Origin of the sequence: Paenarthrobacter aromaticivorans (assembly GCF_019038615.1) — a bacterium.
Classification (GTDB): Bacteria; Actinomycetota; Actinomycetes; order Actinomycetales; family Micrococcaceae; genus Arthrobacter; species Arthrobacter aromaticivorans.
Map to the genome: position 1 here is coordinate 195,643 of NZ_JAHOPC010000002.1, position 21,557 is coordinate 217,199.

Consider the following 21,557-nt stretch of genomic DNA (forward strand, 5'->3'; position numbering starts at 1 on the left):
ACCAGCCTGCGCGCAATTGATGAAGTTATCACGCCCAGTCGTTCGAGAACTCGCGACGGAGGGGCCAATGAAGGTCAGCCAGAGCGGATCCTTCCCCTTGCTAAATCCAAGGTCCTAGCTCCGGCCCGCCTCCTTCCCTGTAGGAGCCCCGAGAGCTTTCTCGCAAAGAGTTTCTCGATTTCTGCGACATGAACTTTTCCATTCCCGCACTCCTTTGACTGGAGACCGACCTTGCCGGACGCAACCGGTCAGTCTCCGCAACATATGTTTGGCCGTCGGCTGTGGGGTCTGTCGGTCACTGTTCATTGGAGAGAATCCCTTGAAGTATCTGCTTGGGAAAATAACAGCCTTCGTCGCCGTATTAGTGGTCGTTTGTGGCGCACTTTCAATGGGGGTGCTCCGCCTAAGTCCATCAGCTCACGCCTACGAAGTAGCAACCAACCAGGCAGACGTTACCGGCGGAGCGGCTATTTTGACGATGCCAGGATCCGGTCTTACGGCCACCTATGATCAATCCGGACTGACTGACCTCGTGGGGCAGTCAACGATGGGTAGCCGTGGATTTGTGGCCTCTGATTTCTCACAAAACATAGGGACCGGGGCCCCGGCTGTTGAATTCGCAACGAACGCGGTCAATAATTGCGCGGCAACCGGTCCCTGCAGCGGCTTGGGGACGGTCACGATCGCGTTTAGCCAGCCCGTGAGGAATCCTGTGCTCAACATCGCTGGCATCGGTGGAAACGTGACTTGGTACGAAAACAAGAAAGGACCTGTCGACCGCCAGTCCCAGCTCCACGCCGTGTTGAATCTCGCAACCACGGGTTTGACCATGACCAAGCTCTCGGGCGGGAATCTTAGTGTGTCGGGAAATGCCATTACGGCCACTAACGACAACGCGGGTACTCGGTGCGAGACGACCACCCAAACGGACAATCCTCAGCCCGTGAATGCCCAAGCGACTGCGGCCTGTGGATCGGTCCGTATCAATGGCATTGTGACCTCGTTGACGTTCGATATCAGCGCGATCTTCGTCCAGACCACCAGCGCGCTTCCGCCATACACGATCAACGACGCCCAAGATCCAAACCATAACGCGGACAACTTCGTCATGGCGATGACCGTCCCGCAGGATTTCGGTGATGCGCCTCCTACTTATGATCAGGGCAATGCTGCGCGGGCGGATCTGTCGGATGTGACGTTGGGTGCGAATGTCACGGAGGACAACGCGACTGTGGCCAACGGCACGGTTTCGCCGAACGCCGGTGCCACGGCGTTGCTGGACCTGATGGACGACGGCGTGGTTCTGGCTCCGATGACACTGGGTGCTACCAGCTACTCCACGACCGTGGCCATCAGTGGCGCCAGCAAGCCCGGTACCACCTGCGGGTGGATTGATCTGAACAAGAACGGGATGTTCGACAACACTGCTGAGCGGGCCTGTGCCACGTTCGCCGCCGGCGCCACCACCGCCACGCTGACCTGGGTTGTCCCTACCGGGGTGACAGCAGGGACGACGTATGCGCGGTTCCGGATCGGTTACACCACCGCCCAGGTCCAGGTCCCGATCGGTGCATCCAATTCCGGGGAAGTGGAAGACTACATCTTCACCGTTGCTCCTGCCGCCGCTCCGGCCATCACCCTGGTCAAGACGGTGAACAAGACCACCCTGGTGGCCGGTGAAACGGCCACGTATACGTTCGTTGCCAAGAACACGGGAAACGTGACCTTGTCCGGCGTGGTCATCACCGAGACGCAGTTCTCCGGGACGGGCACGATGTCGGCGCTGTCCTATGCCTGGCCTGGCCTTCCGGGCATCCTTTTGCCGGGGCAGTCAGTGACCGCGACCGCGACGTATGTGGTCACGGCGCCGGATGTCACCACGGGGTTGCTGACCAACACGGCGAAGGTCACCGGGAACCCGCCCCTGGGTTTGCCCGTCTCGGCGAGCGACGACGCGCAGGTCACCGCACCTGCTGGGTGGAAGATCAAGAAGAGCGCCACGTTCAACGGGTCGGTTCCCGCGGACCAGTCCGTCAGCCCGGGCCAAACCATCGTGTACACGGTGACGGCGAGCAGTATCAGCGGCACCATCACCGGGGTCGTGCTGAAGGACAACCTGGCAGAGGTCCTCGATGATGCGACGTTCGTGTCCGGTTCAGCAACCCTGACAATCGGCGCGGGAACACCCGTTGCTGTCGCGAATCCGGTGCCGCCGTCCACCCTGTTGACCACGCAGGCCTTCACCTTACCGGCCGGCCAGACGGCCACGTTGAAGTACAGCGTGGTGGTCAAGTCCGGCGCGTGGAACGCGCAGCTGGTGAACGTGGTGACGGGCACCTCCACCACCACGCCACCGCAGACCTGCGCACCAAGCTCCAGCGGGCCCGGTCCTGATTGCACCACCACCCACCACACCCCGGCGAAGGTCCTGATCGAGAAGATCGGCGAATCGTCTGGATCCACCTGGGTTCCCATGGCGGGATCGACGTGGGCAGTACATGCCGACAGCAGCGGCACCCCCGGCACCGTCCTGGCCAGCCCGGCCGTCACCGCCGTGACGGGACAAATCGGCCGGTTCCAACTCGAAGGAATCCAACCCGGAACGTACTGGCTCGAAGAAACCACGGCCCCGGACGGATTCAGCCTCCTGGCCGAACCGGTGCAATTCACCATCGCCACCACCGGCGCCGTGACCCTGGACCAAGGCTCCCTGGGACAAGGCACCGGGGGTGGGGTAGTTACCAGCACCGACGCCGACGGTGACGGGATCTACCTCCTCACGGTCCGGGACGTGCCGGCCCTGAAGCTTCCGGAGTCCGGCGGCATTGGCTGGTGGCCGTTCACCACCGCAGGATCAGCCCTGCTGCTGGGCGCCCTCGCACTTGCCTTGGTCGCCAACCGCCGCCGGCACGAGACCACTACTACCCGGCACGAATCCACCACTACCGGGCACGAATCCACCACTACCGGGCACGAATCCACCACTACCGGGCACGAGTCGATCACTACCTAGAAGAGTTCCCCCAGGCCCCGTGCGTGTTGCGGGGCCCCGGGCGGTGCATGTCCATGTCCGAGCACCACCACGATGAAAAACCATCACTATGAAAGAGGAAAACACTGTGAGTCATCACAATTCCGGGCGGCTTTGGAAGACCGCCGCCGCCACGATCGCGGGGGCGGTGTTGGCGATGTCCTTCTCCGTGGCCCCGGCTTCGGCCGCGCCCCTGGTCGACGGGGACACGACCGGTTCCATCACGGTCCACAAGTTCGAACGCCCCGCCACCCCCACGGGCCTGCCGAACAACGGCACGTCCGTGGACACCACCGGCCTGACAGCGTTGGCCGGTGTCGAGTTCACCATCGAGCAGGTCAACACCATTGACCTGTCCACCAACGCCGGCTGGGACGCGGCGCACAACCTCTCCAGCATCTTCGACCCGGCCAACCCCGAAGCCTCGATCACCGGCGCCGGCTACACCCTGGGCACTGCCCAGGCGAAGACCACCGATACTGCCGGGACCGCCGGTTTCACCGGACTGCCCGTGGGCCTGTACCTGGTGACGGAAACGAACTACCCGGCCGGTGTGACACCCTCGGCCCCGTTCCTGGTCTCCGTGCCGTTGACGGACCCGGATAACAAGGACAACTGGATCTACGACGTCCACGTCTACCCGAAGAACTCCATCACGGGTGCTGAAAAGACCGTCACGGACGCCCCGGACGTCAAGCTCGGGGACCAGATCGACTTCACCATCACCGGTGACATCCCCAACGAAACCACCATCGATGGTTACAAGATCGTGGACGTCCTGGACCAGAAACTGACCTACATCGGCGCGTCCGCGACCCTCGTTGACGGCACGCCCATCACGGCGGGCACGGACTACACCGTGAACTTCGACGCCGCGACCAACACCGTCTCGGTCATCTTCACCGACGCCGGCCGCACCAAACTGGCAGCACACACCGGCACCCGCGTGCAGGTGGTGGTGAACACCAAGGTCAACACCATCGGTGAAATCGAAAACGAAGCCCTCGTCTACCCGAACGCTTCCAGCTTCACCATCGCACCGGGCCAGCCCGGCGGCCCGACGGTCACGCCCCCGGTCGTGACCAAGTGGGGCGAAATGACCCTGCAGAAAGTCAACGAAAACGGTGCAGCCCTGGCCGGTGCCGCGTTCTCCGTCTACACCAACGAAGCCGACGCCAACGCCGGAACGAACCCTGTAGACCTCAACGGCCAGACGGTCTTCACCGTCGCCGCTGACGGCACGCTCACGATCTCGGGACTGCGGTACTCCGACTGGGCCAACGGCGCCGCCGTGGCACCCGGAAGCCCGGACTACCGCACGTACTACCTGGTGGAGACCACCGCCCCGGCAGGCTATGAACTGCTCGCCGAGCCGGTGTCCTTCCTGATCAACAGCACTACCACCACGGTCGGGATCGACCTGGAAGTGAAGAATATCCCCTCCAACAGCGGCTTCGAACTGCCCCTGACCGGTGGCGTCGGAACCGGCATCCTCTACGCAGCCGGTGCCCTCCTCGTCGTCGGCGCAGCCCTGATGTTCCTCCGCAACCGCCGCACCAGCAACAACTAACACCAGCACCAACCGGTACACACCACCAACCGGTACACAACACTGCGGGGGCCGCTACCCGCGGCCCCCGCAGCAAACCCAAGTGGGGAAGAACGCCAACCACGCGCTCTTCCCCACTTGCATTCCCCATTTCAGTCTTCAGAACTGCCGCCGCCTGGTCGATGGTCAACTGCTGCTTTGCCGTGGTCCGGTCAGCGCCCAGAGCGGCGTCACGAACCTGTCTCCCTTTGCACAGCAACAGCATGAAGGAATCAAAGGAAGCCGAAGACGTCAAACCCGATTTCGAAGAGCTGGCCACGACGTCGCCCATCCTCGCGGCAAAGCTCGCCCGCCTGCCGGCTGAACAGGCGGCCATGATCTTCGGGGAACGGCCCACCGAAGGTTGGATTAGCGCTGCCAGGGCAGGCACGCCTGGCAGCTGAGGGGAATTCTGTCGGTGCTCTATGTCAGAGTCTTTATATGACAGCTCCACTTCTTGCCCACGCTACCGACTACGGACGAATGTACGCCCGCTCCACAACGGAGCAATTCTCTGTCCCCTCCATCACCACGGTGATAGGGCAGCAGGCGCACTCCCTGGACGGATGGTTCAGTTATATGGGAGCAAGCAGCTTGGCCGCAGATCCCGAACTTCCAGCCTTGCTTGGCAGCCCTGCGAAGATCCGGCAGGCGGTCAACAAGGCCTCCAAAGCAGCGGAGGCCTACAGGGACCAGGCTGCGGCAAGAGGCGATCGCGTCCACAATTACTGCGAGCAGGTAGCCTTGCGCGCCCTGGGTCGTCCGCATCGGATGCAGGAATGCCGCGATGAGCTTGCCTCCCATGGTGAGCAGGCCTTTGCAGCCCGCTTCGACGAATGGTGGGAGCTGTACAGGGTGGAGCCGCTGGCTCCGGAAATCACTGTCTGGAACAAGACCGTTGGCTATGCCGGCACGCTGGACCTCGTTGCGCGGATTAACGGGCGCATCTGCCTGATCGATTACAAGACCAAGGGCACCACCCGCGATGGCACGGTCAAAGCCCTCGATGACAAAGTCGTGATGCAGCTCGTGGCCGGGATGAAGGCAGAAGAAAGCCTCGTGGACCCGGTAGCGGGGGAGTGGGAGCCATGGAAGTTTGGTCAGAATCCAATGCTGCTCGCCGTCGCCATCGGAGAAACGGAAGTTAGGCCTCAACGAGCCAACCCGGACGTCCTTAAGCATCATTGGTGGAAGTTCTGTGCTCTGAGGCGCGTCTGGGAGATGTCAGCCGATGTAACTGCGGCTGGGCAGGCACTCATGCCCGTCCCGCCGCCGTCGTTCGTGTCACCGTCAGTGGAGTCCGCGTCGCTGGTGCCGGCAGGCGCTGGGGCCGGGGACAGCGGCAGCAGCCTGCACTCAACTAAACTGGCTTAGGCTCCGCAACAGCCGGACCAGAGTGTGACGATCGTGAGGACTGACAGCAGATGGCAATTTTGAGTATCCGAATCATTGGGGATCCGGTGTTGCGCACCGTAGCCGATCCCGTCACTGAATTCGGTCCGGAGCTCGCCAAGCTGGTAGCAGACATGATGGAAACCATGGAGGACGTGGAAGGAGCTGGCCTTGCCGCTCCCCAGGTGGGCGTCAGTAAGCGCGTCTTCACCTATCGCATTGGTGGTGAAGAGGGACACATCATTAACCCGGTCCTGGAAAACAGTGAAGACTTCCAACCGGACGAAGTTGAGGGCTGCCTCTCCATACCCGGCCTTGGTTTCCCCGTGCGCCGTCGCCGCGCAACGCGCGCCACGGGTGTGGATCTCAATGGCAATCCTGTGGAGGTTGAGGCCGAAGGTATGTTGGCACGTTGCTTCCAGCACGAGAATGATCACCTGGACGGCGTCCTCTATACAGACAGGCTTGAGGGCGAAGACCGAAAAGCCGCGCTGCGTGCCATCCGAAACGCCAACTACCACGCTGTGACTGAGCAGACCACATCCAAGCGGGCAAGCTCTGTTGGTTCCAGCTTTGGTGGCGGCAGTTTCGGGGCTCCCGAGTGAGGGTCCTCTTTGCAGGAACTCCGGCAGTCGCCGTCCCATCCTTGGACGCCTTGGTGAAGGCCGGGTTCGACGTCGTTGCAGTCCTGACCCGCCCGGACGCACCGTTGGGACGCAAACGTGTCCTCACACCCTCACCGGTTGCCGCCCGAGCAGAAGAACTTGGTATCGAGGTCATTCGCGCTGCCAAGGTGGATGCTGACACTACGGCTCGAATTGCTGAAATTGCTCCAGATGTAGCCGCCATCGTTGCTTATGGAGGGATCGTGCCTCGCGCTGCCCTGGGCGTTCCGCGGCATGGCTGGGTCAATCTCCACTTCTCGCTTCTGCCCGCATGGCGTGGCGCTGCGCCCGTGCAGCGCTCCATCATCGCAGGTGACGACGTCACTGGGGCGGCTACCTTCCAGCTGGAAGAAGGGCTGGATACCGGCCCGGTTTTTGGAACGCTAACCGAAACCGTGCGGCCGGATGACACTGCTGGCGATCTTCTGGAGCGTCTCTCACTGAGCGGCGCCGTCCTGCTCAGCCAGACGCTTTCCGCCGTCGACGCCGGTCAGGCGGCACCGCAGCCGCAGACCGGCGAGGTTTCCTTGGCCCCTAAGCTGTCGCTCGAGGACGGACGGTTGGACTGGCAGCAGCCGGCCCTTGCCCTGAATCGAAGGGCGCGTGGCGTTACGCCCGAGCCCGGCGCCTGGACAACGCTGGAGGGTCAAAGGATCAAGCTTGAACCCGTGGGGCTCCGGCCCGACGTCAAGGACATTGCTCCCGGAGCCATCCGCGTGGATGGAAAATCAGTGCTGGTAGGCACCGGTTCCCATGCAGTGGAATTGGGGCGGATTCAACCCGCCGGCAAAAAGATGATGTCGCCGGCCGACTGGGCCCGCGGCTTGGCTGCACCTGAGAAAGTGGTATTTCAATGAGCGAGTCCGGCCGGCGAGGCCCCAACAACAGCGGGAGCCGGGACGGTGGCGGACACGCCAATCGTGGAGGCCGCAGCGACAGCAAGCGCAATGCCCAGGGCAGGGAACGAAACAGGGGCCCCCAGAGGGGCTACTCCAACAACGCTCCATCCCAACGCACGCGGCGTGCTGATCCTGCACGCTTGGTAGCTTACGAAGTCCTCCGTGCAGTCGCATCGGAAGACGCGTACGCGAATCTTGTCCTGCCCGCCAGAATCCGGGAACACCGGCTGGACCGCCGCGACGCCGGTTTTGCAACCGAGCTGAGCTACGGTGCTTTGCGAGGACAGGGCACTTACGATGCCATCCTGGCCCGCTGCGTGGACAGGCCCCTCGAGCAACTCGATCCGGCGATCCTTGATGCCCTACGCATCGGCGCACATCAGCTGCTTTCCATGCGCGTTCCGGCCCATGCTGCGCTGGACCAAACCGTGGGCCTCGCCCGCGCGGTCATCGGCGCTGGGCCGTCGGCGCTCATCAACGCCGTCCTGCGCAAAGTCACCGCGCACACCATGGTTGAGTGGCTGGACATCCTGCTGGAGCAGGAGACTGACGAGACCAGGATTGCTGCGCTGCGTCACGCCCACCCGGAATGGATCGTCCGCGCACTGCGCCAGTCGCTGGTGAACCATGGGAGATCCAAAACCGAGATTGACGCCCTGCTGGAGGCAGACAACGCCGCGCCTGTGGTTAATCTGGTGGCTCTGCCAGGGCTGGGGAACCTTGATGAAGCTTTCGAGAACGGGGCTACAGCCGGAGAGCTGGTAGAGGACTCCGCGCTGTCGGCCGGTGGCGACCTTGGCCGGCTCGAGTCCGTCCGGAAGGGCACCACCCGCGTTCAGGATGTTGGCTCCCAACTCGTAGCCCGCGCCGTTGCAAGCGTCGATCTCGGCGCCCCTGCCCGGGACGGAGAGCGCTGGCTGGACTTGTGCGCAGGTCCGGGAGGTAAAGCTGCGTTGCTTGCCGCGTTGGCTCACCGCGATGGTGCCACCTTGGTGGCCAACGAGCCCGCCCCGCACCGCGCCAAGCTGGTCCAGCAGGCGCTGTCTGCGGTGCCTGGCGAATCCTGGACGGTGCGGACCGGTGATGGACGGGAGCTTGGCGGCGAACAGCCCGAATCCTTTGACCGTGTATTGGTGGACGTCCCCTGCAGTGGTCTTGGTGCCTTGCGCAGGCGTCCCGAATCGCGGTGGCGCCGGGCACCTAAGGACATCGCGGACCTCGGTCCGCTGCAGCGTGAACTGCTGACGTCCGCCATCGATGCCGTCAAGCCCGGTGGCGTGGTGGCATACGTGACGTGCTCACCGCACCCGGCGGAAACCACGGCCGTTGTGGGTGACGTCATGGGAAAGCGTGATGACCTTGAGATGCTCGACGCCGGTCAGGCGCTGGACGCTGTCAGCCTCACCGGAGGCCTGGGGGCCGGGCACGAGCTTACGGCCCAGCTTTGGCCGCACGTGCACCACACGGATGCCATGTTCATGGCGCTCATCCGCAAAAAGTCCTAGATCCACAAAAAGTCCTGGCTCCGCCAAAATTCCCGGGTCCCAAAAAGTCCTGGCTCCGCAAAAGTCCTAGCCCGCCGCCACCTCGTTTGACCACAATCGATAAACAACTGACCCAAAGGGGCTGCCTTGTCTCAGTGCTGTATCAACCCGAGCATCCTGTCCGCAGACTTCGTCAACCTTGAGGCGGAGCTGCGGCGCATCGGCAATGCCGATGCCGTGCACGTGGATGTCATGGACAACCACTTCGTTCCCAACCTGACGCTTGGCTTGCCGGTGGTGCAGCGGATCCAAGCTGTCAGCCCGGTTCCCTTGGACGCACACTTGATGATTTCAGACGCTGACCGGTGGGCACCTGCCTATGCGGACGCAGGCCTCGCGTCGGTGACGTTTCATGTCGAGGCTGCCATGGCGCCTGTCAAGCTTGCCCGTGAACTGCGGGCCCGCGGTTCAAAAGCGGGTATGGCATTGCGGCCCGCCACTCCGATTGAGCCGTATTTGGACATGCTCAGCGAACTGGACATGCTCCTGATCATGACCGTTGAGCCGGGCTTTGGGGGCCAGTCCTTCCTGGACATCACCTTGCCCAAGATCCGCCGCGCCCGCGCAGCCATTGACGGATCCGGAATCGGCGTGGCCATTCAGGTGGATGGCGGGATCACTGAGGAAACCATCCTTCGCGCAGCTGAAGCCGGCGCGAATGTCTTCGTGGCAGGCTCAGCTGTGTACGGGGATGAAGACCCTGCCGCGGCAATCGATCGGCTCCGTGCGGCCGGGTCCAAGGCCGCAATGGCGGACGGCTCGGCCAAACCGTGACGACCGTCATCAGATGTTACGAAGATTGCGGGGAATAGCTCAGGCATTTCCGCAGTTGTGGCAGAATAGCAACACACATACGTGCTCCGGGGTCGGTGTAAGTCCGAACCGGCGGTTATAGTCCGCGACCCGCGCGCCTTGGGATCCAAATAATTGGAAACCGCTGGCAAACGGTTGAACCGGTGGAATTCCGGTACCGACAGTTAAAGTCTGGATGGGAGAAGCACGTACAGTCATGCTGTGTGCGTCCTTAGGGATCCGCGCAGTGCGCTGTCGTACACCCCCGGAGCCATCGCGGCTTACTGGGAAGGAACGGCATGGACTTTCTGCGATGGCTCTTCGAAGCACAGATTCCCGTTGGAGGATCTGCGCTTGTTTTACGCGAAGTGCTTGGCAACATCTTTGGGCTCGCCAGCGCCCTCGGCGGAATGCGCCGCAAAGTCTGGGCGTGGCCTGTCGGCATCGTGGGGAATATCCTCCTGCTCACGGTCTTCCTTGGCAACGTTTTCGGCGCAGCCGCCCCCGCAACCCTATGGGGACAGGCCGCACGGCAGATCATGTTCATAGCCGTCGCCGTCTACGGTTGGTTCCGCTGGCAGCAAGGCCGCCAGGGCAGCACCCAGGGACGCGCAATCGTCCCGGGCTGGGCCAGTAACAAAGTCCGCATCGCCCTCCTTGCGGCAATGGTGGCTGGAACGGCCGCCCTGACACCTCTCTTCGACGCGCTGGGTTCCTACCCGCCCGTATGGGCTGATGCTTGGACATTCACAGGTTCCCTGCTGGCGACCTACGGTATGGCCCGGGGATGGACGGAGTTCTGGCTCATCTGGGTAGCCGTTGACATTGTTGGCGTCCCATTGCTCTTCAGCGCCGGATACTATGCCAGTGCCGTCATGTACCTCTTCTATGGCTTCTTTACGTTGACCGGTTTCTTCGTGTGGTGGCGCGCAGAGAAGCGCGAACGTGCCTCGGCCAGCCCTGCTCCGGCTGTTGTAGGAGTCGCTCCGTGACCCTGAACCCCAAATTCTTCAATGCCGCCGAGACTGCGGCTATGGATGTGGCCCTTGCAGCGGCGTTGGGCGGGCCGCGTGGAGCCAACCCGTTGGTGGGCGCCGTTGTACTCAGTCCCGGTGGAGAACAGCTCGCCGTTGGCTACCATCGGGGAGCCGGCACAGCCCACGCCGAGGCAGATGCCATTCTTGAGGCACGCCGTCAGGGCGTGGATCTCGCAGGAACCACTATGGTGGTCACCCTGGAGCCCTGCAACCACGTGGGCCGCACCGGTCCCTGCGCACAGGCCATCATTGAGGCCGGGATCTCCAAGGTGATTTACGCCGTCGATGATCCCCACGATCCCGCAGCGGGCGGCGCCCGTACCCTGCAAGCAGCGGGAGTCGACGTCGAATCCGGGCTCGCCGCCGACCAAGCGCTTAATCTCAACAGAGAATGGTTCGACGCCGTCGCAACCAAACGTCCGTTCGTGACCTTGCACATCGCCCAGACGCTGGACAGCCGCATCGCTGCAGTGGACGGTACCAGCCAGTGGATCTCCAGTCCCGAGTCCCTCGCGGACAATCACGGATTGCGTGGCCTCATCGATGCCATCCTGGTGGGCACTGGCACGGTACTTATCGACGACCCCCGTCTGACGGCCCGGGCATCCGACGGCAGCCTGGCTGAGCGCCAGCCACTCCGCGCCGTCATGGGTTTGAGGGATGTTCCCGAAGATGCGGCGGTACGCGGAACCGACGGCCTTTTTGTTCACCTCAAAACCAGGGATCCGGCGGAAGCGCTCAGCCAACTGTTCCACCAAGGCGTCAGGCACGTCATGGTGGAAGGCGGCTCCAGCATCCTCAGTACGTTCCTTGCTGCTGGATTGGTGGACGAACTGATTGTCTATCTAGCTCCGACCCTTTTAGGATCCGGAACGCCTGCGCTGAACGACCTCGGCATTACCACGTTGGCCGATGCCCAACACTGGGCCTGGGACGAGGCTGGTGGCGGGGCTGTACAGAACCTCGGCAACGACCTTCGGCTGCACTTGCGGTCAATGCGATCAGCGGCCACTACACCAGCGGCCAGCACAACCAAGAATTCCATTCCGCGCAGTGAAGCTGCGGAATACGTCACAGGAGGACACTGATGTTTACCGGAATCGTTGCCGAACAGGGCACCGTCCTGGGTATTGCCCGCGACGGCGATGCCAGCGCGACGTTGCGGCTGAAAGCCCCGACCAGCACCGAGGGCCTAGCCTTGGGAGGCTCCATCGCAGTCAATGGAGTCTGCCTCACCGCAACCCGGATTGACGGCCAGGATTTCAGCGTCGACGTCATGGGGGAGACCCTGGTCCGAACCACCATCGGCGAATTGGCCGAGGGCGATACCGTAAACCTTGAGCGGTGCGTCCCTGCTGGTGGGCGCCTCGACGGCCACGTGGTCCAAGGACATGTTGACGGCGTGGGTGAGCTGCTGGAACGTGAGCCGCTGGGCAACTGGGACCGTTTGCGGTTTGGCGTCCCTGGGCCGCTTGCACGCTACATCGCCGAGAAGGGGTCGATCGCCGTCGACGGTGTTTCACTGACCGTGACGGCCGTGAGCGCCGCAACTGAAGCGTCGCCCTGGTTCGAAGTAGGCCTCATCCCTACGACTCTGGAGGAGACAGGCCTGGGGGCGAAGCCTGTTGGTGCACGGGTGAACCTGGAAGTGGATGTACTTGCCAAGTACACCGAGAGGCTCCTGTCCTTCGCTCCGCAGGGCTCCCCGGCGCACCGCGCCAGCGTGGAAAAGGCCAGCGACGAAACGTCCGGAAACCAGGAGGCTGCGCGATGAGCACCCCAACCAAGACGGTCTCGACGGCGACGGGTCGTACAGGCCTGGATCCCGTGGAAGCTGCAATCGCGGCGATGGCTGCCGGCCAGGCGGTCATCGTTGTGGACAACGAAGACCGCGAGAACGAAGGCGACATCATTTTCGCTGCCGAACATGCCACTCCCGCCCTCATGGGGTGGACCATCCGGTATTCATCGGGCGTCATATGCGTTCCGCTTGAAGCGGAACGCGCGGATGCCCTGGCGCTTCCGCCCATGGTGGCAGTCAATGAGGACGCCAAAGGCACTGCCTACACTGTTTCCTGCGATGCCGCCATCGGAGTGAGCACTGGTATTTCGGCCACGGACCGCGCATTGACGGCCCGGATCCTCGCCGATCCGCAGAGCACTCCGTCCTCGATCACCCGCCCCGGGCATATTTTCCCGCTGCGGGCGGTTAAGGGAGGAGTGCGTGAACGCCCGGGACACACGGAAGCAGCCGTGGATCTGTGTCGGCTTGCCGGACTTGCTCCGGTGGGTGTGATCGCTGAGTTGGTACATGACGATGGTGAAATGATGCGCTTGGACAGCCTGCGCGATTTCGCCGCGGAACACGGATGCCCCCTTATCTCCATTGAGGATCTGGTGGCATACGTTGACGCGGTAGAGTCCCAGACGGCACACGTTTCAGTCGCAGACGAGGAGAAGCGATGACCGCATCGACAACGCGCAGCAGCGACGACACCGAGCCCACACCCCACCCGGTGAGCGGCGGCCCGATTGTCCAGCTGCCCACCGCCTTTGGGGACTTTGTAGCCCAGGCTTGGACGGATCACGTCACGGGCGTGGAACATCTTGCCGTCAGTTCCCCCAACCCGCCCAAGGATGGCCAGGCACCACTGGTTCGCCTGCATTCCGAATGCCTTACCGGCGACGTCTTCGGATCCTATCGTTGCGATTGCGGCGAGCAATTGGCCTTTGCCCTGGAGCTCATCCACGCTGAAGGTGGGACGCTCCTGTACTTGCGGGGCCAGGAAGGGCGCGGCATTGGCTTGGCCAACAAAATCAAGGCTTACGCGCTGCAGGAAGCCGGTTTCGACACGGTTGAGGCCAACGAACAGCTTGGCTTGCCGGTAGACGCACGCTCCTACAGTGCCGCGGGTCAGATTCTGGCCGAGATGGGCCTGCATGAGGTTCGGCTGCTCAGCAACAATCCGGACAAGCAGAACCGCCTGGCCCAGGCCGGCGTCTCGGTGGTGGAAATGGTTCCCACCGAGGTTCCTTCGCGTGAACAGAACCTTCGCTACCTGCAGACCAAGAAAGACCGGATGGATCACCGTCTGACGCTCGAAACCGAGCCCGTCGGCAACGGAAAGACCCCATCCCGAAGCCCCTTTGACAACGAACAAGACTGAACGGAATCCCAGCAAACAATGAGCGGACACGGCGCACCCACTATCGACCTCACCACCCTTAAGCCCGAGGAAACCTCGCAGCTCAAGCTCGCCATTGTGGCAGCGAGCTGGCATACCCAGATCATGGATGGACTGGTTGATGGTGCACTCCGCGCGGCCAAGGAAGCCGGCATCGCCGAGCCCACCCTGCTGCGCGTCCCTGGCAGCTTCGAACTCCCGGTTGCCGCGGCCCGCCTCGCACCGCACTTCGACGCCGTCGTGGCCCTCGGTGTTGTTATCCGCGGCGGAACGCCGCACTTCGACTACGTATGCCAGGCCGCGACGTCGGGACTCACCGATGTCAGCGTCCGCACCGGCGTTCCGGTCGGGTTCGGCGTCCTGACCTGCGATACGGAGCAGCAGGGCTTGGACCGCGCAGGCCTCCCGGGTTCCAACGAAGACAAGGGGCACGAGGCAGTCACCGCGGCCCTTGCCACGGCAGTGACGCTGAAGCAGTACAGCTGACGCTGAAGCGGTACAGCTGACACTGGGTCAGCAGGCGTTGAAGGGGATGTGGGTGTGTCTTCACTCACATCCCCTTCGTCATGCAACGCCCCAACAAGCGGTGCCAGCCCCTAAGCAAGTAGTCTGTAGGGCGTGAAGAATTTCGAGACGCTGTTCGCAGAACTGAGTGAGAAAGCAGCGACCCGCCCGGCAGGCTCGCGTACGGTTGCCGAACTGGACTCCGGAATCCATGGCATCGGTAAGAAAGTGGTCGAAGAGGCCGCCGAAGTCTGGATGGCCGCCGAGTACGAATCCGATGAAGCCGCTGCTGAGGAAATCTCCCAGTTGCTGTACCACCTGCAGGTCCTCATGCTCGCCAAGGGCCTCAGCCTGGAAGACGTTTACAAGCATCTCTAGCCACGCCACTCCGTCTTCAATAAGGAGCCAGCTGCGTGGCCGAAGTGCCTGAAAACCTCCATTCCAAACAGAAAGTCTCCCCATGCTCCGTGTAGCAGTCCCCAACAAGGGATCCCTGTCAGAAGCCGCCTCTGCAATGTTGTCCGAGGCCGGCTACCGCCAGCGCCGCGACACCCGCGAACTGGTCATGGTCGATCCCGACAATGACATTGAGTTCTTCTTCCTGCGCCCCCGCGACATCGCGGTGTATGTGGGCCAGGGAACCCTGGACGTCGGAATCACCGGACGCGACCTCCTGCTGGACGCAAAGGTGGAAGCCGAAGAACTGCTTCCCTTGGGCTTTGCCCCTTCTACCTTCCGTTTCGCCGGCCCCGTAGGTGACTTCACCGGCGTCGAACAGCTCGAAGGCAAGCGCCTCGCCACCAGCTACGACGGGCTCCTGCGCGATTACCTCGCGGATCGGGGCGTGAACGCCAAGGTGGTCCGGCTGGACGGCGCCGTCGAGTCATCAGTGCGACTCGGCGTCGCGGACGCCATCGCCGATGTCGTCGAGACGGGCAACACCCTCAAGGCAGCCGGAATGGAGATCTTCGGCGATCCCATTCTTAAGTCCGAGGCCGTGCTGATCAAGCGCACTGGTCCCGGTGGTGCCGCGAATGGCACGGCCAAGGAAATCGACGTCCTCATCCGTCGCCTGCAGGGCGTCCTTGTGGCGCGGCAGTACGTGCTGATGGATTACGACATCCGCAAGGACCTGGTGGAGGACGCTGCGGCGCTCACCCCCGGACTTGAATCACCCACTGTTTCCCCGCTGCGGGATTCGGAATGGGTGGCCGTGCGTTCCATGGTCCCCAAGAAGGAAACCAACCGCATCATGGATGAGCTGTACGATCTTGGCGCCCGCGCCATCCTGGTCAGCAGCATCCACGCTTGCCGTATCTGACCGGATCGCCTGAGCAGCGAACCGCAGAATTCGTGAGCAGCGCACAGCAGAATTAAGGAGCAGCAGATGGCTGTAGCCGTACGCGTTATTCCCTGCCTGGACGTCGATGCCGGCCGCGTGGTCAAAGGCGTCAACTTCGAGGGACTAAGGGACGCCGGAGACCCAGTGGAACTTGCCCACCGCTACGACAATGGCGGTGCCGATGAACTGACGTTCCTGGATGTCACAGCATCATCGGGCAACCGTGAAACCACGTTCGATGTTGTTCGCCGCACGGCCGAGGAAGTCTTTATCCCTCTGACCGTGGGTGGCGGCGTCCGGGGCGTAGCGGAGGTCGATAAGCTCCTGCGCTTCGGCGCTGACAAGGCATCGATCAACACCGCCGCTGTGGCCCGGCCTGAGGTCATCGATGAAATCACGCGCCATTTCGGCTCCCAGGTCCTGGTGCTCTCCGTGGATGCACGCCGAACCCGCGAAGGCGACGCCCCGACGTCGTCCGGTTTTGAAGTCACCACCCACGGTGGCAGGACCGGGACGGGAATCGACGCCATCGCCTGGGCCAAGGAAGCCGCGGACCGGGGTGTGGGAGAAATCCTGCTGAATTCGATCGACGCTGACGGCACCAAGGACGGATTCGACCTTGAACTGATCCGCCTTGTCCGTGGGGCCGTCAATATTCCGATCATTGCCTCCGGTGGTGCCGGAAAGCCCGCACATTTCCCTCCAGCCGTGGAAGCCGGAGCCGATGCCGTGCTGGCAGCTTCGGTGTTCCACTTCGGTCCGGATGACATGATCGCCCAAGTCAAAGCGGCTATTCGCGAGGCTGGCTTCGAAGTCCGGTAGCTCCGCCAAAAGCAACGCGGGGTCACTTAGAGCCCATCACCGCAAGGATGATGGGCCGTAAGTGACCCCGTGTTGGCTGGTTTAAAGTCCGATGTCGGCAGTTTGCAGAAGCGCGACGGCGTCCGGCTGGCCTTCGAAGGTGACGAGGGCTTGGCTTGTGCGCCCATGGGCATGCATCAGCAGCTCGCCGGGCTCGCCGACAATCGCTACCGACACTGGAGCGCGTTTGGCCACGTGCCGGGGACCCGAAGGCCGCACCAGAACGATGCCGAGGTCCACGCCGCGGTAAAGGAAAGCCGCCCGCTTGATCAGTTCATCCCACAATGCATCCGAGTACGCTTCGTCAAGGGCCCGGGGCGCCCAACGGTCGCCTGCGCGGCGAATGTCCTCGGTGTGGACGAAATATTCGATGAGATTCGACGTTTCGTCCAGCGCCTTGATCTTCAAAGGGGAAAGGGCTGGGGGACCTGCGCGGAACGTTTTGACGAGTTCCGCGTAGTCGTCAGTGGTCTTGAGCTTGGCGGCAAGTTTGGCCGTCGCTTTGTCCGAAGCCTTGCCGAGGCTGGGGATCAGGAGGCCAATGCCCACGGCCGCTTTACGCTCGCGCAGGTAAAGGTGCGCCGCAAGATCCCGGGTGAGCCACCCTTGGCAGAGCGTGGGGGAGTCAGGTCCGGCCGCCAGCAGGGTTTCGGCCAGTACTTCTCGGGAAGGATCGACGAAATGCATCACTTGTGAAACTAGCACGATCAGGGCAAGGTTGCGCAGTGGAACCGCCGCAGAATACGGCTCCCATCAAAGGCACTAGACTTGATCTGATGTCAGAGCAGTCCGCCCCCAGTCCATCTCCCGCCGTGGAGCTCTCCAGCGACCCCGCGGACACCCTGCCGCAGGAGATCGCCAGTGCCCTTAAACGCGACTCCGCAGGCCTTGTAGCCGCCATCATCCAGCAGCACGATACCCACGAGGTCCTCATGCTGGGCTGGATGGATGACGAGGCACTCCGCCGCACCATGACCACGGGACGAGTGACCTTCTACTCGCGCTCCCGCCAGGAATACTGGCGTAAGGGCGACACTTCCGGGCACGTACAGTTCGTGAAGTCAGTCGCCCTTGACTGCGACGGCGATGCCCTCCTGGTCCGTGTGGACCAGATCGGCGCAGCCTGCCACACCGGTACCCGGACCTGCTTCGACGGGCGCGACCTTTCGGTCGTAACGGGCCACCGCGATTAAGGCATCCCCTAGTTTCCCTGACGCACCACCTAAGACCAAAGGCGGAGAACAATAGCCATGCAGGACCTTGGAATCATCAGCCCGGGCCTGGAAGAGTTCCGCGAACTCGCCGTCCACAGCCGTGTCATCCCTGTCCGACTCAAAGTCCTGGCCGACGCCGAGACCCCCATCGGCCTGTACCGTAAGCTCGCCAAGGGCCAGCCCGGAACGTTCCTCCTTGAGTCGGCAGCCGTTGGCGGGGCCTGGTCGCGCTATTCCTTCATTGGTGCCAAGTCCCGCGCCACGCTGACCACCAAGGATGGCCAGGCACACTGGATCGGTGAGCCACCAGTCGGCGTGCCAGTGGCTGGCAATCCGGTGGAAGCAGTCCGTGACACCATCGCAGCCCTGCAAACAGATCGTTTTGAAGGGCTGCCGCCCTTTACTTCCGGCCTCGTCGGTTTCCTGGGCTGGGAAGCCGTGCGCCATTGGGAAAAGCTGACGGCACCGCCGGAAGACGACCTCCAATTGCCTGAGATGGCACTGAACCTGGTCACCGACATGGCAGTGCACGACAATGTGGACGGTACTGTCCTCCTGATTGCCAACGCGATCAACTTCGACAACAGTTCGGAGCGTGTGGATGACGCCTGGCACGACGCCGTGGCGCGGGTTAAAGCGCTGCTGGACCAGGTCAGTACACCTGTTGCCCAGCCGGTCTCGGTGCTGGAGCCGGCCGCACTGGATTTTGCGTCGAGCGTGCAGGAGCGCTGGGACGAGGCCAAGTACCTGGAAGCCATCGATCGCGGCAAGGAGGCGATCGTCGATGGCGAGGTCTTCCAGGTAGTTATTTCGCGCCGCTTCGAAATGGAGTGCAAGGCAGACCCCCTGGACGTTTACCGCGTGCTGCGCAACACCAACCCGAGCCCGTACATGTACATCTTCAGCCTCGAAGATGCGGACGGTCGCGAGTACTCGATCGTGGGTTCCTCGCCGGAAGCGCTGGTGACGGTAACGGGTGGGGAAGTCATTACGCACCCCATCGCCGGATCGCGTCCCCGTGGCAAGACTGTTGAAGCTGACAAAGCCCTGGCCACGGAACTGTTGGCCGACCAGAAGGAACGGGCCGAGCACCTCATGCTGGTTGACCTTTCACGCAACGACCTCTCCAAGGTGTGCGTGGCCGGCACGGTTGACGTCACCCAGTTCATGGAGGTGGAGCGGTTCAGCCACATCATGCACTTGGTGTCCACCGTGGTGGGAGAATTGGCTCCGCATGCCAAAGCCTACGACGTCCTCAAGGCAACGTTCCCCGCGGGTACCCTTTCCGGTGCCCCGAAACCTCGGGCCTTGCGTCTCCTGGACGAACTCGAACCCCACCGCCGTGGTATCTACGGTGGCGTCGTGGGCTACTTGGACTTTGCCGGTGACATGGACATGGCGATTGCCATCCGTTCTGCGTTGCTGCGGGAAGGCCGTGCCTACGTGCAGGCCGGAGGCGGGATTGTTGCTGACTCACACAAGCCGTCGGAAGCACTTGAAACTGTGAACAAAGCCGCCGCGCCGCTTCGGGCCGTGCACACGGCCGGTTCACTGCAGAACATTTCCGCCGAGACGGTGCCGGATGCAGGAATCCTCGACGGCGGGACTCCCGCCTCATGACCGCTGAAGCACCGGGACCCACGGCGACCACATCGCCGCGCTGGGCACGGAAGTCAACCCTTGTTCTGGCCACGGCGCTCCTGGCACTCGCCGTCTTTGGAACCACCACCCAGACCTGGATCGAGGTCCGTCTTGATCCCACGGCTGCCTCCAACAGCGACCTCCACGTTCAGGGCAGCAAGGCAGCCACGGCAGTTACTGCACTGGCACTTGTAGCGCTTGCCGGCGGGTTGGCGGCTTCCATCGCAGGACGGATCGCCCGCTGGATCATCGCGGGCCTCCTGGGCCTGTCCGCTGCCGGGATAATCCTGGCAGCCGCCACGGTCCTGTCCGATCCTCTCGGCGCAGCCCAGGGTTCCATCGCTGCGGCAACTGGCATCTCGGGAGGTCAGGCGAGCGTGGCCACAACGGTCTTCCCTGTCCTGGCAATCGTGGCCGGTGCCCTGCTCGCCGTCTGTGCGGTGGTCTTGCCGCTGGCGGGACGGCATTGGAAAACCCGGACCAAGTACGACGCCGCTGCCGTCAAGGAACGCGGTAGCGGACCAGTGGACGAGATCGACAGTTGGGACAGTCTTTCCCGGGGTGAAGACCCAACCTAGGCCGTCCAGCAATCTTTCGGGCCGGTCTGGCGCAACATAAGTGCCGGCGCCGGTCCTGACGTCGGACGATGTCCCGGCCGCCGTCAATAAATGGCAGAATGTAAGCAGTATTCATCCTGAGGAGATTCCACATGAGCAAAACCACAGTGTCCGCAAACCAAGCTACCTCCACCATGGCCAGCCACGCTGATGCCATCGGCCACGGTAACAGCCCGGCTGCCTGGACCTGCGTGATTGTGATGCTGGTCGGCGCCCTGATTTCCTCCATTGCTTTCGTCATCGCCAGCACCCCCATCTTCATCGGTGGCGTTGTGGTCATGGTGGCCGGCCTCATCGTAGGTTGGGCCATGCGTAAGGCCGGCTATGGAGTGGGTGGCAGCAAGCTGCAGAACAACGGCCACTAATCGTGACCGTTCTTGACGACATCATCGTCGGTGTCAAGGAGGACATGGAGGCCCGCCGTCGGCTTGTGTCCTTCGTTGAGCTGAAGGACCGCGTTGCAGGCGCAGCGCCCGCGCGCGACGCTTGGGCCGCCTTGGGTGGTCCCTCCTCGAATCGTGACGATCTCAAGGTCATCGCTGAAATCAAGCGTCGTAGCCCCTCCAAGGGCGACCTCGCACCTATCGACGATCCCGCGTCCCTCGCGGTGCAGTACGCAGACGGCGGAGCTTCGGTCATCAGCGTCCTTACCGAAAAACGACGTTTCGGCGGATCGCTGGCAGATCTCGATGCCGTACGTGCCGCCGTCGATATTCCCTTGCTGCGCAAGGACTTCACGGTGGACGAGTACCAGATCTGGGAAGCCCGCGCCCATGGTGCGGATCTCATTCTGCTGATCGTTGCGGCCTTGTCTGACTCGGAGCTGGCTGACTTCAGCGCACTCAGCCAGGAGCTTGGCATGAACGTGCTGGTGGAGACGCACACCGAAGAGGAGATTGAGCGCGCTGTTGCAGCGCAAGCCAAGATCATCGGTGTCAACGTCCGTAACCTGAAGACGCTCGACGTCGACCGCTCAGTTTTCGGTTCACTGGCCGGTTTGATTCCGGCTGAGGCAGTGGTTGTTGCGGAGTCAGGCGTGCGGACGGCTGAGGACGTCACGCATTATGCCGCGAGCGGCGCCAACGCCATTTTGGTGGGGGAGGCGCTGGTTAGCGACTCAACCCCGCGCGAACGCATCACCGAATTCAAGGCAGCTGGAGCTGCCGCCATCGCCGTCAGGAACTGAGGCAGTACCTGAAGCAAGGCGACAGCCATGAGGCAGCCCTGGCATGTGCCTGCGGCTGC

23 protein-coding genes and 1 riboswitch are annotated in these 21,557 nt (G+C 62.7%); of the genes, 22 read left to right on the plus strand and 1 reads right to left on the minus strand.

Translation table 11 applies throughout. The features are described from left to right. Positions 1 to 712 precede the first annotated feature (712 nt). From KSW38_RS04470 to hisF, 17 genes are all read left to right on the plus strand, one after another. Positions 713 to 3,013, plus strand: coding sequence for a DUF7507 domain-containing protein (locus KSW38_RS04470; protein ID WP_308169284.1), 2,301 nt, complete (start codon positions 713 to 715; stop codon positions 3,011 to 3,013). Between the two features lie 106 nt (positions 3,014 to 3,119). After that, positions 3,120 to 4,601 carry a SpaH/EbpB family LPXTG-anchored major pilin gene (locus KSW38_RS04475; protein ID WP_216923160.1) on the plus strand — a complete coding sequence of 494 codons (1,482 nt, stop codon included), beginning with the start codon at positions 3,120 to 3,122 and terminating at the stop codon, positions 4,599 to 4,601. 242 nt (positions 4,602 to 4,843) lie between these two features. Beyond that, complete coding sequence (locus KSW38_RS04480) at positions 4,844 to 5,023, plus strand: hypothetical protein (RefSeq protein WP_216923162.1); 180 nt, start codon at positions 4,844 to 4,846, stop codon at positions 5,021 to 5,023. Positions 5,024 to 5,060: 37 nt separating this feature from the next. Continuing rightward, on the plus strand, positions 5,061 to 5,993 hold the full coding sequence (locus KSW38_RS04485; RefSeq protein ID WP_216923164.1) for a cytochrome: 933 nt from the start codon (positions 5,061 to 5,063) through the stop codon (positions 5,991 to 5,993). A gap of 50 nt (positions 5,994 to 6,043) precedes the next feature. After that, positions 6,044 to 6,616: a peptide deformylase gene (gene def, locus KSW38_RS04490; protein ID WP_216923166.1), complete on the plus strand. Its 573-nt coding sequence runs from the start codon at positions 6,044 to 6,046 to the stop codon at positions 6,614 to 6,616. Then, positions 6,613 to 7,533: a methionyl-tRNA formyltransferase gene (gene fmt / locus KSW38_RS04495; RefSeq protein WP_216923168.1), complete on the plus strand. Its 921-nt coding sequence runs from the start codon at positions 6,613 to 6,615 to the stop codon at positions 7,531 to 7,533. The genes def and fmt overlap by 4 nt, the downstream gene beginning before the upstream one ends. Further along, a complete protein-coding gene (locus tag KSW38_RS04500; RefSeq protein WP_216923170.1) occupies positions 7,530 to 9,080 on the plus strand; it encodes an RsmB/NOP family class I SAM-dependent RNA methyltransferase in 1,551 nt (516 codons plus the stop codon). The genes fmt and KSW38_RS04500 overlap by 4 nt, the downstream gene beginning before the upstream one ends. Before the next feature lie 126 nt (positions 9,081 to 9,206). Continuing rightward, on the plus strand, positions 9,207 to 9,893 hold the full coding sequence (rpe, locus tag KSW38_RS04505) for a ribulose-phosphate 3-epimerase (protein WP_216923172.1): 687 nt from the start codon (positions 9,207 to 9,209) through the stop codon (positions 9,891 to 9,893). A 77-nt stretch (positions 9,894 to 9,970) separates the two neighbouring features. Continuing rightward, a riboswitch (FMN riboswitch) is annotated at positions 9,971 to 10,124 on the plus strand. An 86-nt stretch (positions 10,125 to 10,210) separates the two neighbouring features. Further along, positions 10,211 to 10,903 carry a nicotinamide riboside transporter PnuC gene (gene pnuC / locus KSW38_RS04510; RefSeq protein ID WP_216923181.1) on the plus strand — a complete coding sequence of 231 codons (693 nt, stop codon included), beginning with the start codon at positions 10,211 to 10,213 and terminating at the stop codon, positions 10,901 to 10,903. Between the two features lie 41 nt (positions 10,904 to 10,944). After that, positions 10,945 to 12,036 (plus strand): bifunctional diaminohydroxyphosphoribosylaminopyrimidine deaminase/5-amino-6-(5-phosphoribosylamino)uracil reductase RibD, encoded by a 1,092-nt coding sequence (gene ribD, locus KSW38_RS04515; RefSeq protein WP_216923804.1) that lies wholly within the window; start codon positions 10,945 to 10,947, stop codon positions 12,034 to 12,036. Next, the gene (locus KSW38_RS04520) at positions 12,036 to 12,722 is read left to right on the plus strand and encodes a riboflavin synthase (protein ID WP_216923182.1); all 687 of its coding nucleotides are present in this window, start codon (positions 12,036 to 12,038) and stop codon (positions 12,720 to 12,722) included. The genes ribD and KSW38_RS04520 overlap by 1 nt, the downstream gene beginning before the upstream one ends. After that, a complete protein-coding gene (gene ribB / locus KSW38_RS04525; protein ID WP_216923198.1) occupies positions 12,719 to 13,414 on the plus strand; it encodes a 3,4-dihydroxy-2-butanone-4-phosphate synthase in 696 nt (231 codons plus the stop codon). Before KSW38_RS04520 ends, ribB begins: the two co-directional genes overlap by 4 nt. Next, positions 13,411 to 14,115: a GTP cyclohydrolase II gene (gene ribA / locus KSW38_RS04530; RefSeq protein WP_216923200.1), complete on the plus strand. Its 705-nt coding sequence runs from the start codon at positions 13,411 to 13,413 to the stop codon at positions 14,113 to 14,115. The genes ribB and ribA overlap by 4 nt, the downstream gene beginning before the upstream one ends. Positions 14,116 to 14,133: 18 nt before the next feature. Beyond that, positions 14,134 to 14,619, plus strand: coding sequence for a 6,7-dimethyl-8-ribityllumazine synthase (gene ribH / locus KSW38_RS04535; protein ID WP_216923202.1), 486 nt, complete (start codon positions 14,134 to 14,136; stop codon positions 14,617 to 14,619). Between the two features lie 132 nt (positions 14,620 to 14,751). Beyond that, complete coding sequence (locus KSW38_RS04540; RefSeq protein WP_018778638.1) at positions 14,752 to 15,015, plus strand: phosphoribosyl-ATP diphosphatase; 264 nt, start codon at positions 14,752 to 14,754, stop codon at positions 15,013 to 15,015. 82 nt (positions 15,016 to 15,097) lie between these two features. Then, entirely contained in the window at positions 15,098 to 15,958 is an 861-nt protein-coding gene (hisG, locus tag KSW38_RS04545) for an ATP phosphoribosyltransferase (RefSeq protein ID WP_216923204.1), read from the plus strand. 66 nt (positions 15,959 to 16,024) lie between these two features. After that, positions 16,025 to 16,801 (plus strand): imidazole glycerol phosphate synthase subunit HisF, encoded by a 777-nt coding sequence (gene hisF, locus KSW38_RS04550; protein WP_216923206.1) that lies wholly within the window; start codon positions 16,025 to 16,027, stop codon positions 16,799 to 16,801. Between the two features lie 81 nt (positions 16,802 to 16,882). On the opposite strand, the gene KSW38_RS04555 is transcribed toward hisF, so the two are convergent. Next, positions 16,883 to 17,527, minus strand: coding sequence for a TIGR03085 family metal-binding protein (locus KSW38_RS04555; RefSeq protein WP_216923805.1), 645 nt, complete (start codon positions 17,525 to 17,527; stop codon positions 16,883 to 16,885). Positions 17,528 to 17,616: 89 nt separating this feature from the next. Here KSW38_RS04555 and hisI point away from each other — a divergent pair, with 89 nt between their 5' ends. The 5 genes from hisI to trpC all read left to right on the plus strand — a co-directional run bounded on the left by hisI (position 17,617) and on the right by trpC (position 21,498). Continuing rightward, complete coding sequence (hisI, locus tag KSW38_RS04560) at positions 17,617 to 18,033, plus strand: phosphoribosyl-AMP cyclohydrolase (protein ID WP_216923208.1); 417 nt, start codon at positions 17,617 to 17,619, stop codon at positions 18,031 to 18,033. 57 nt (positions 18,034 to 18,090) lie between these two features. Continuing rightward, entirely contained in the window at positions 18,091 to 19,674 is a 1,584-nt protein-coding gene (locus KSW38_RS04565; RefSeq protein ID WP_216923210.1) for an anthranilate synthase component I, read from the plus strand. Beyond that, entirely contained in the window at positions 19,671 to 20,273 is a 603-nt protein-coding gene (locus tag KSW38_RS04570) for a Trp biosynthesis-associated membrane protein (RefSeq protein WP_216923212.1), read from the plus strand. Before KSW38_RS04565 ends, KSW38_RS04570 begins: the two co-directional genes overlap by 4 nt. Positions 20,274 to 20,404: 131 nt before the next feature. Beyond that, positions 20,405 to 20,677, plus strand: a complete 273-nt coding sequence (locus tag KSW38_RS04575) for an HGxxPAAW family protein (protein ID WP_216923214.1) — start codon at positions 20,405 to 20,407, stop codon at positions 20,675 to 20,677. A gap of 2 nt (positions 20,678 to 20,679) precedes the next feature. Next, the gene (gene trpC / locus KSW38_RS04580; RefSeq protein ID WP_216923222.1) at positions 20,680 to 21,498 is read left to right on the plus strand and encodes an indole-3-glycerol phosphate synthase TrpC; all 819 of its coding nucleotides are present in this window, start codon (positions 20,680 to 20,682) and stop codon (positions 21,496 to 21,498) included. The last annotated feature ends 59 nt before the right edge of the window (positions 21,499 to 21,557 follow it).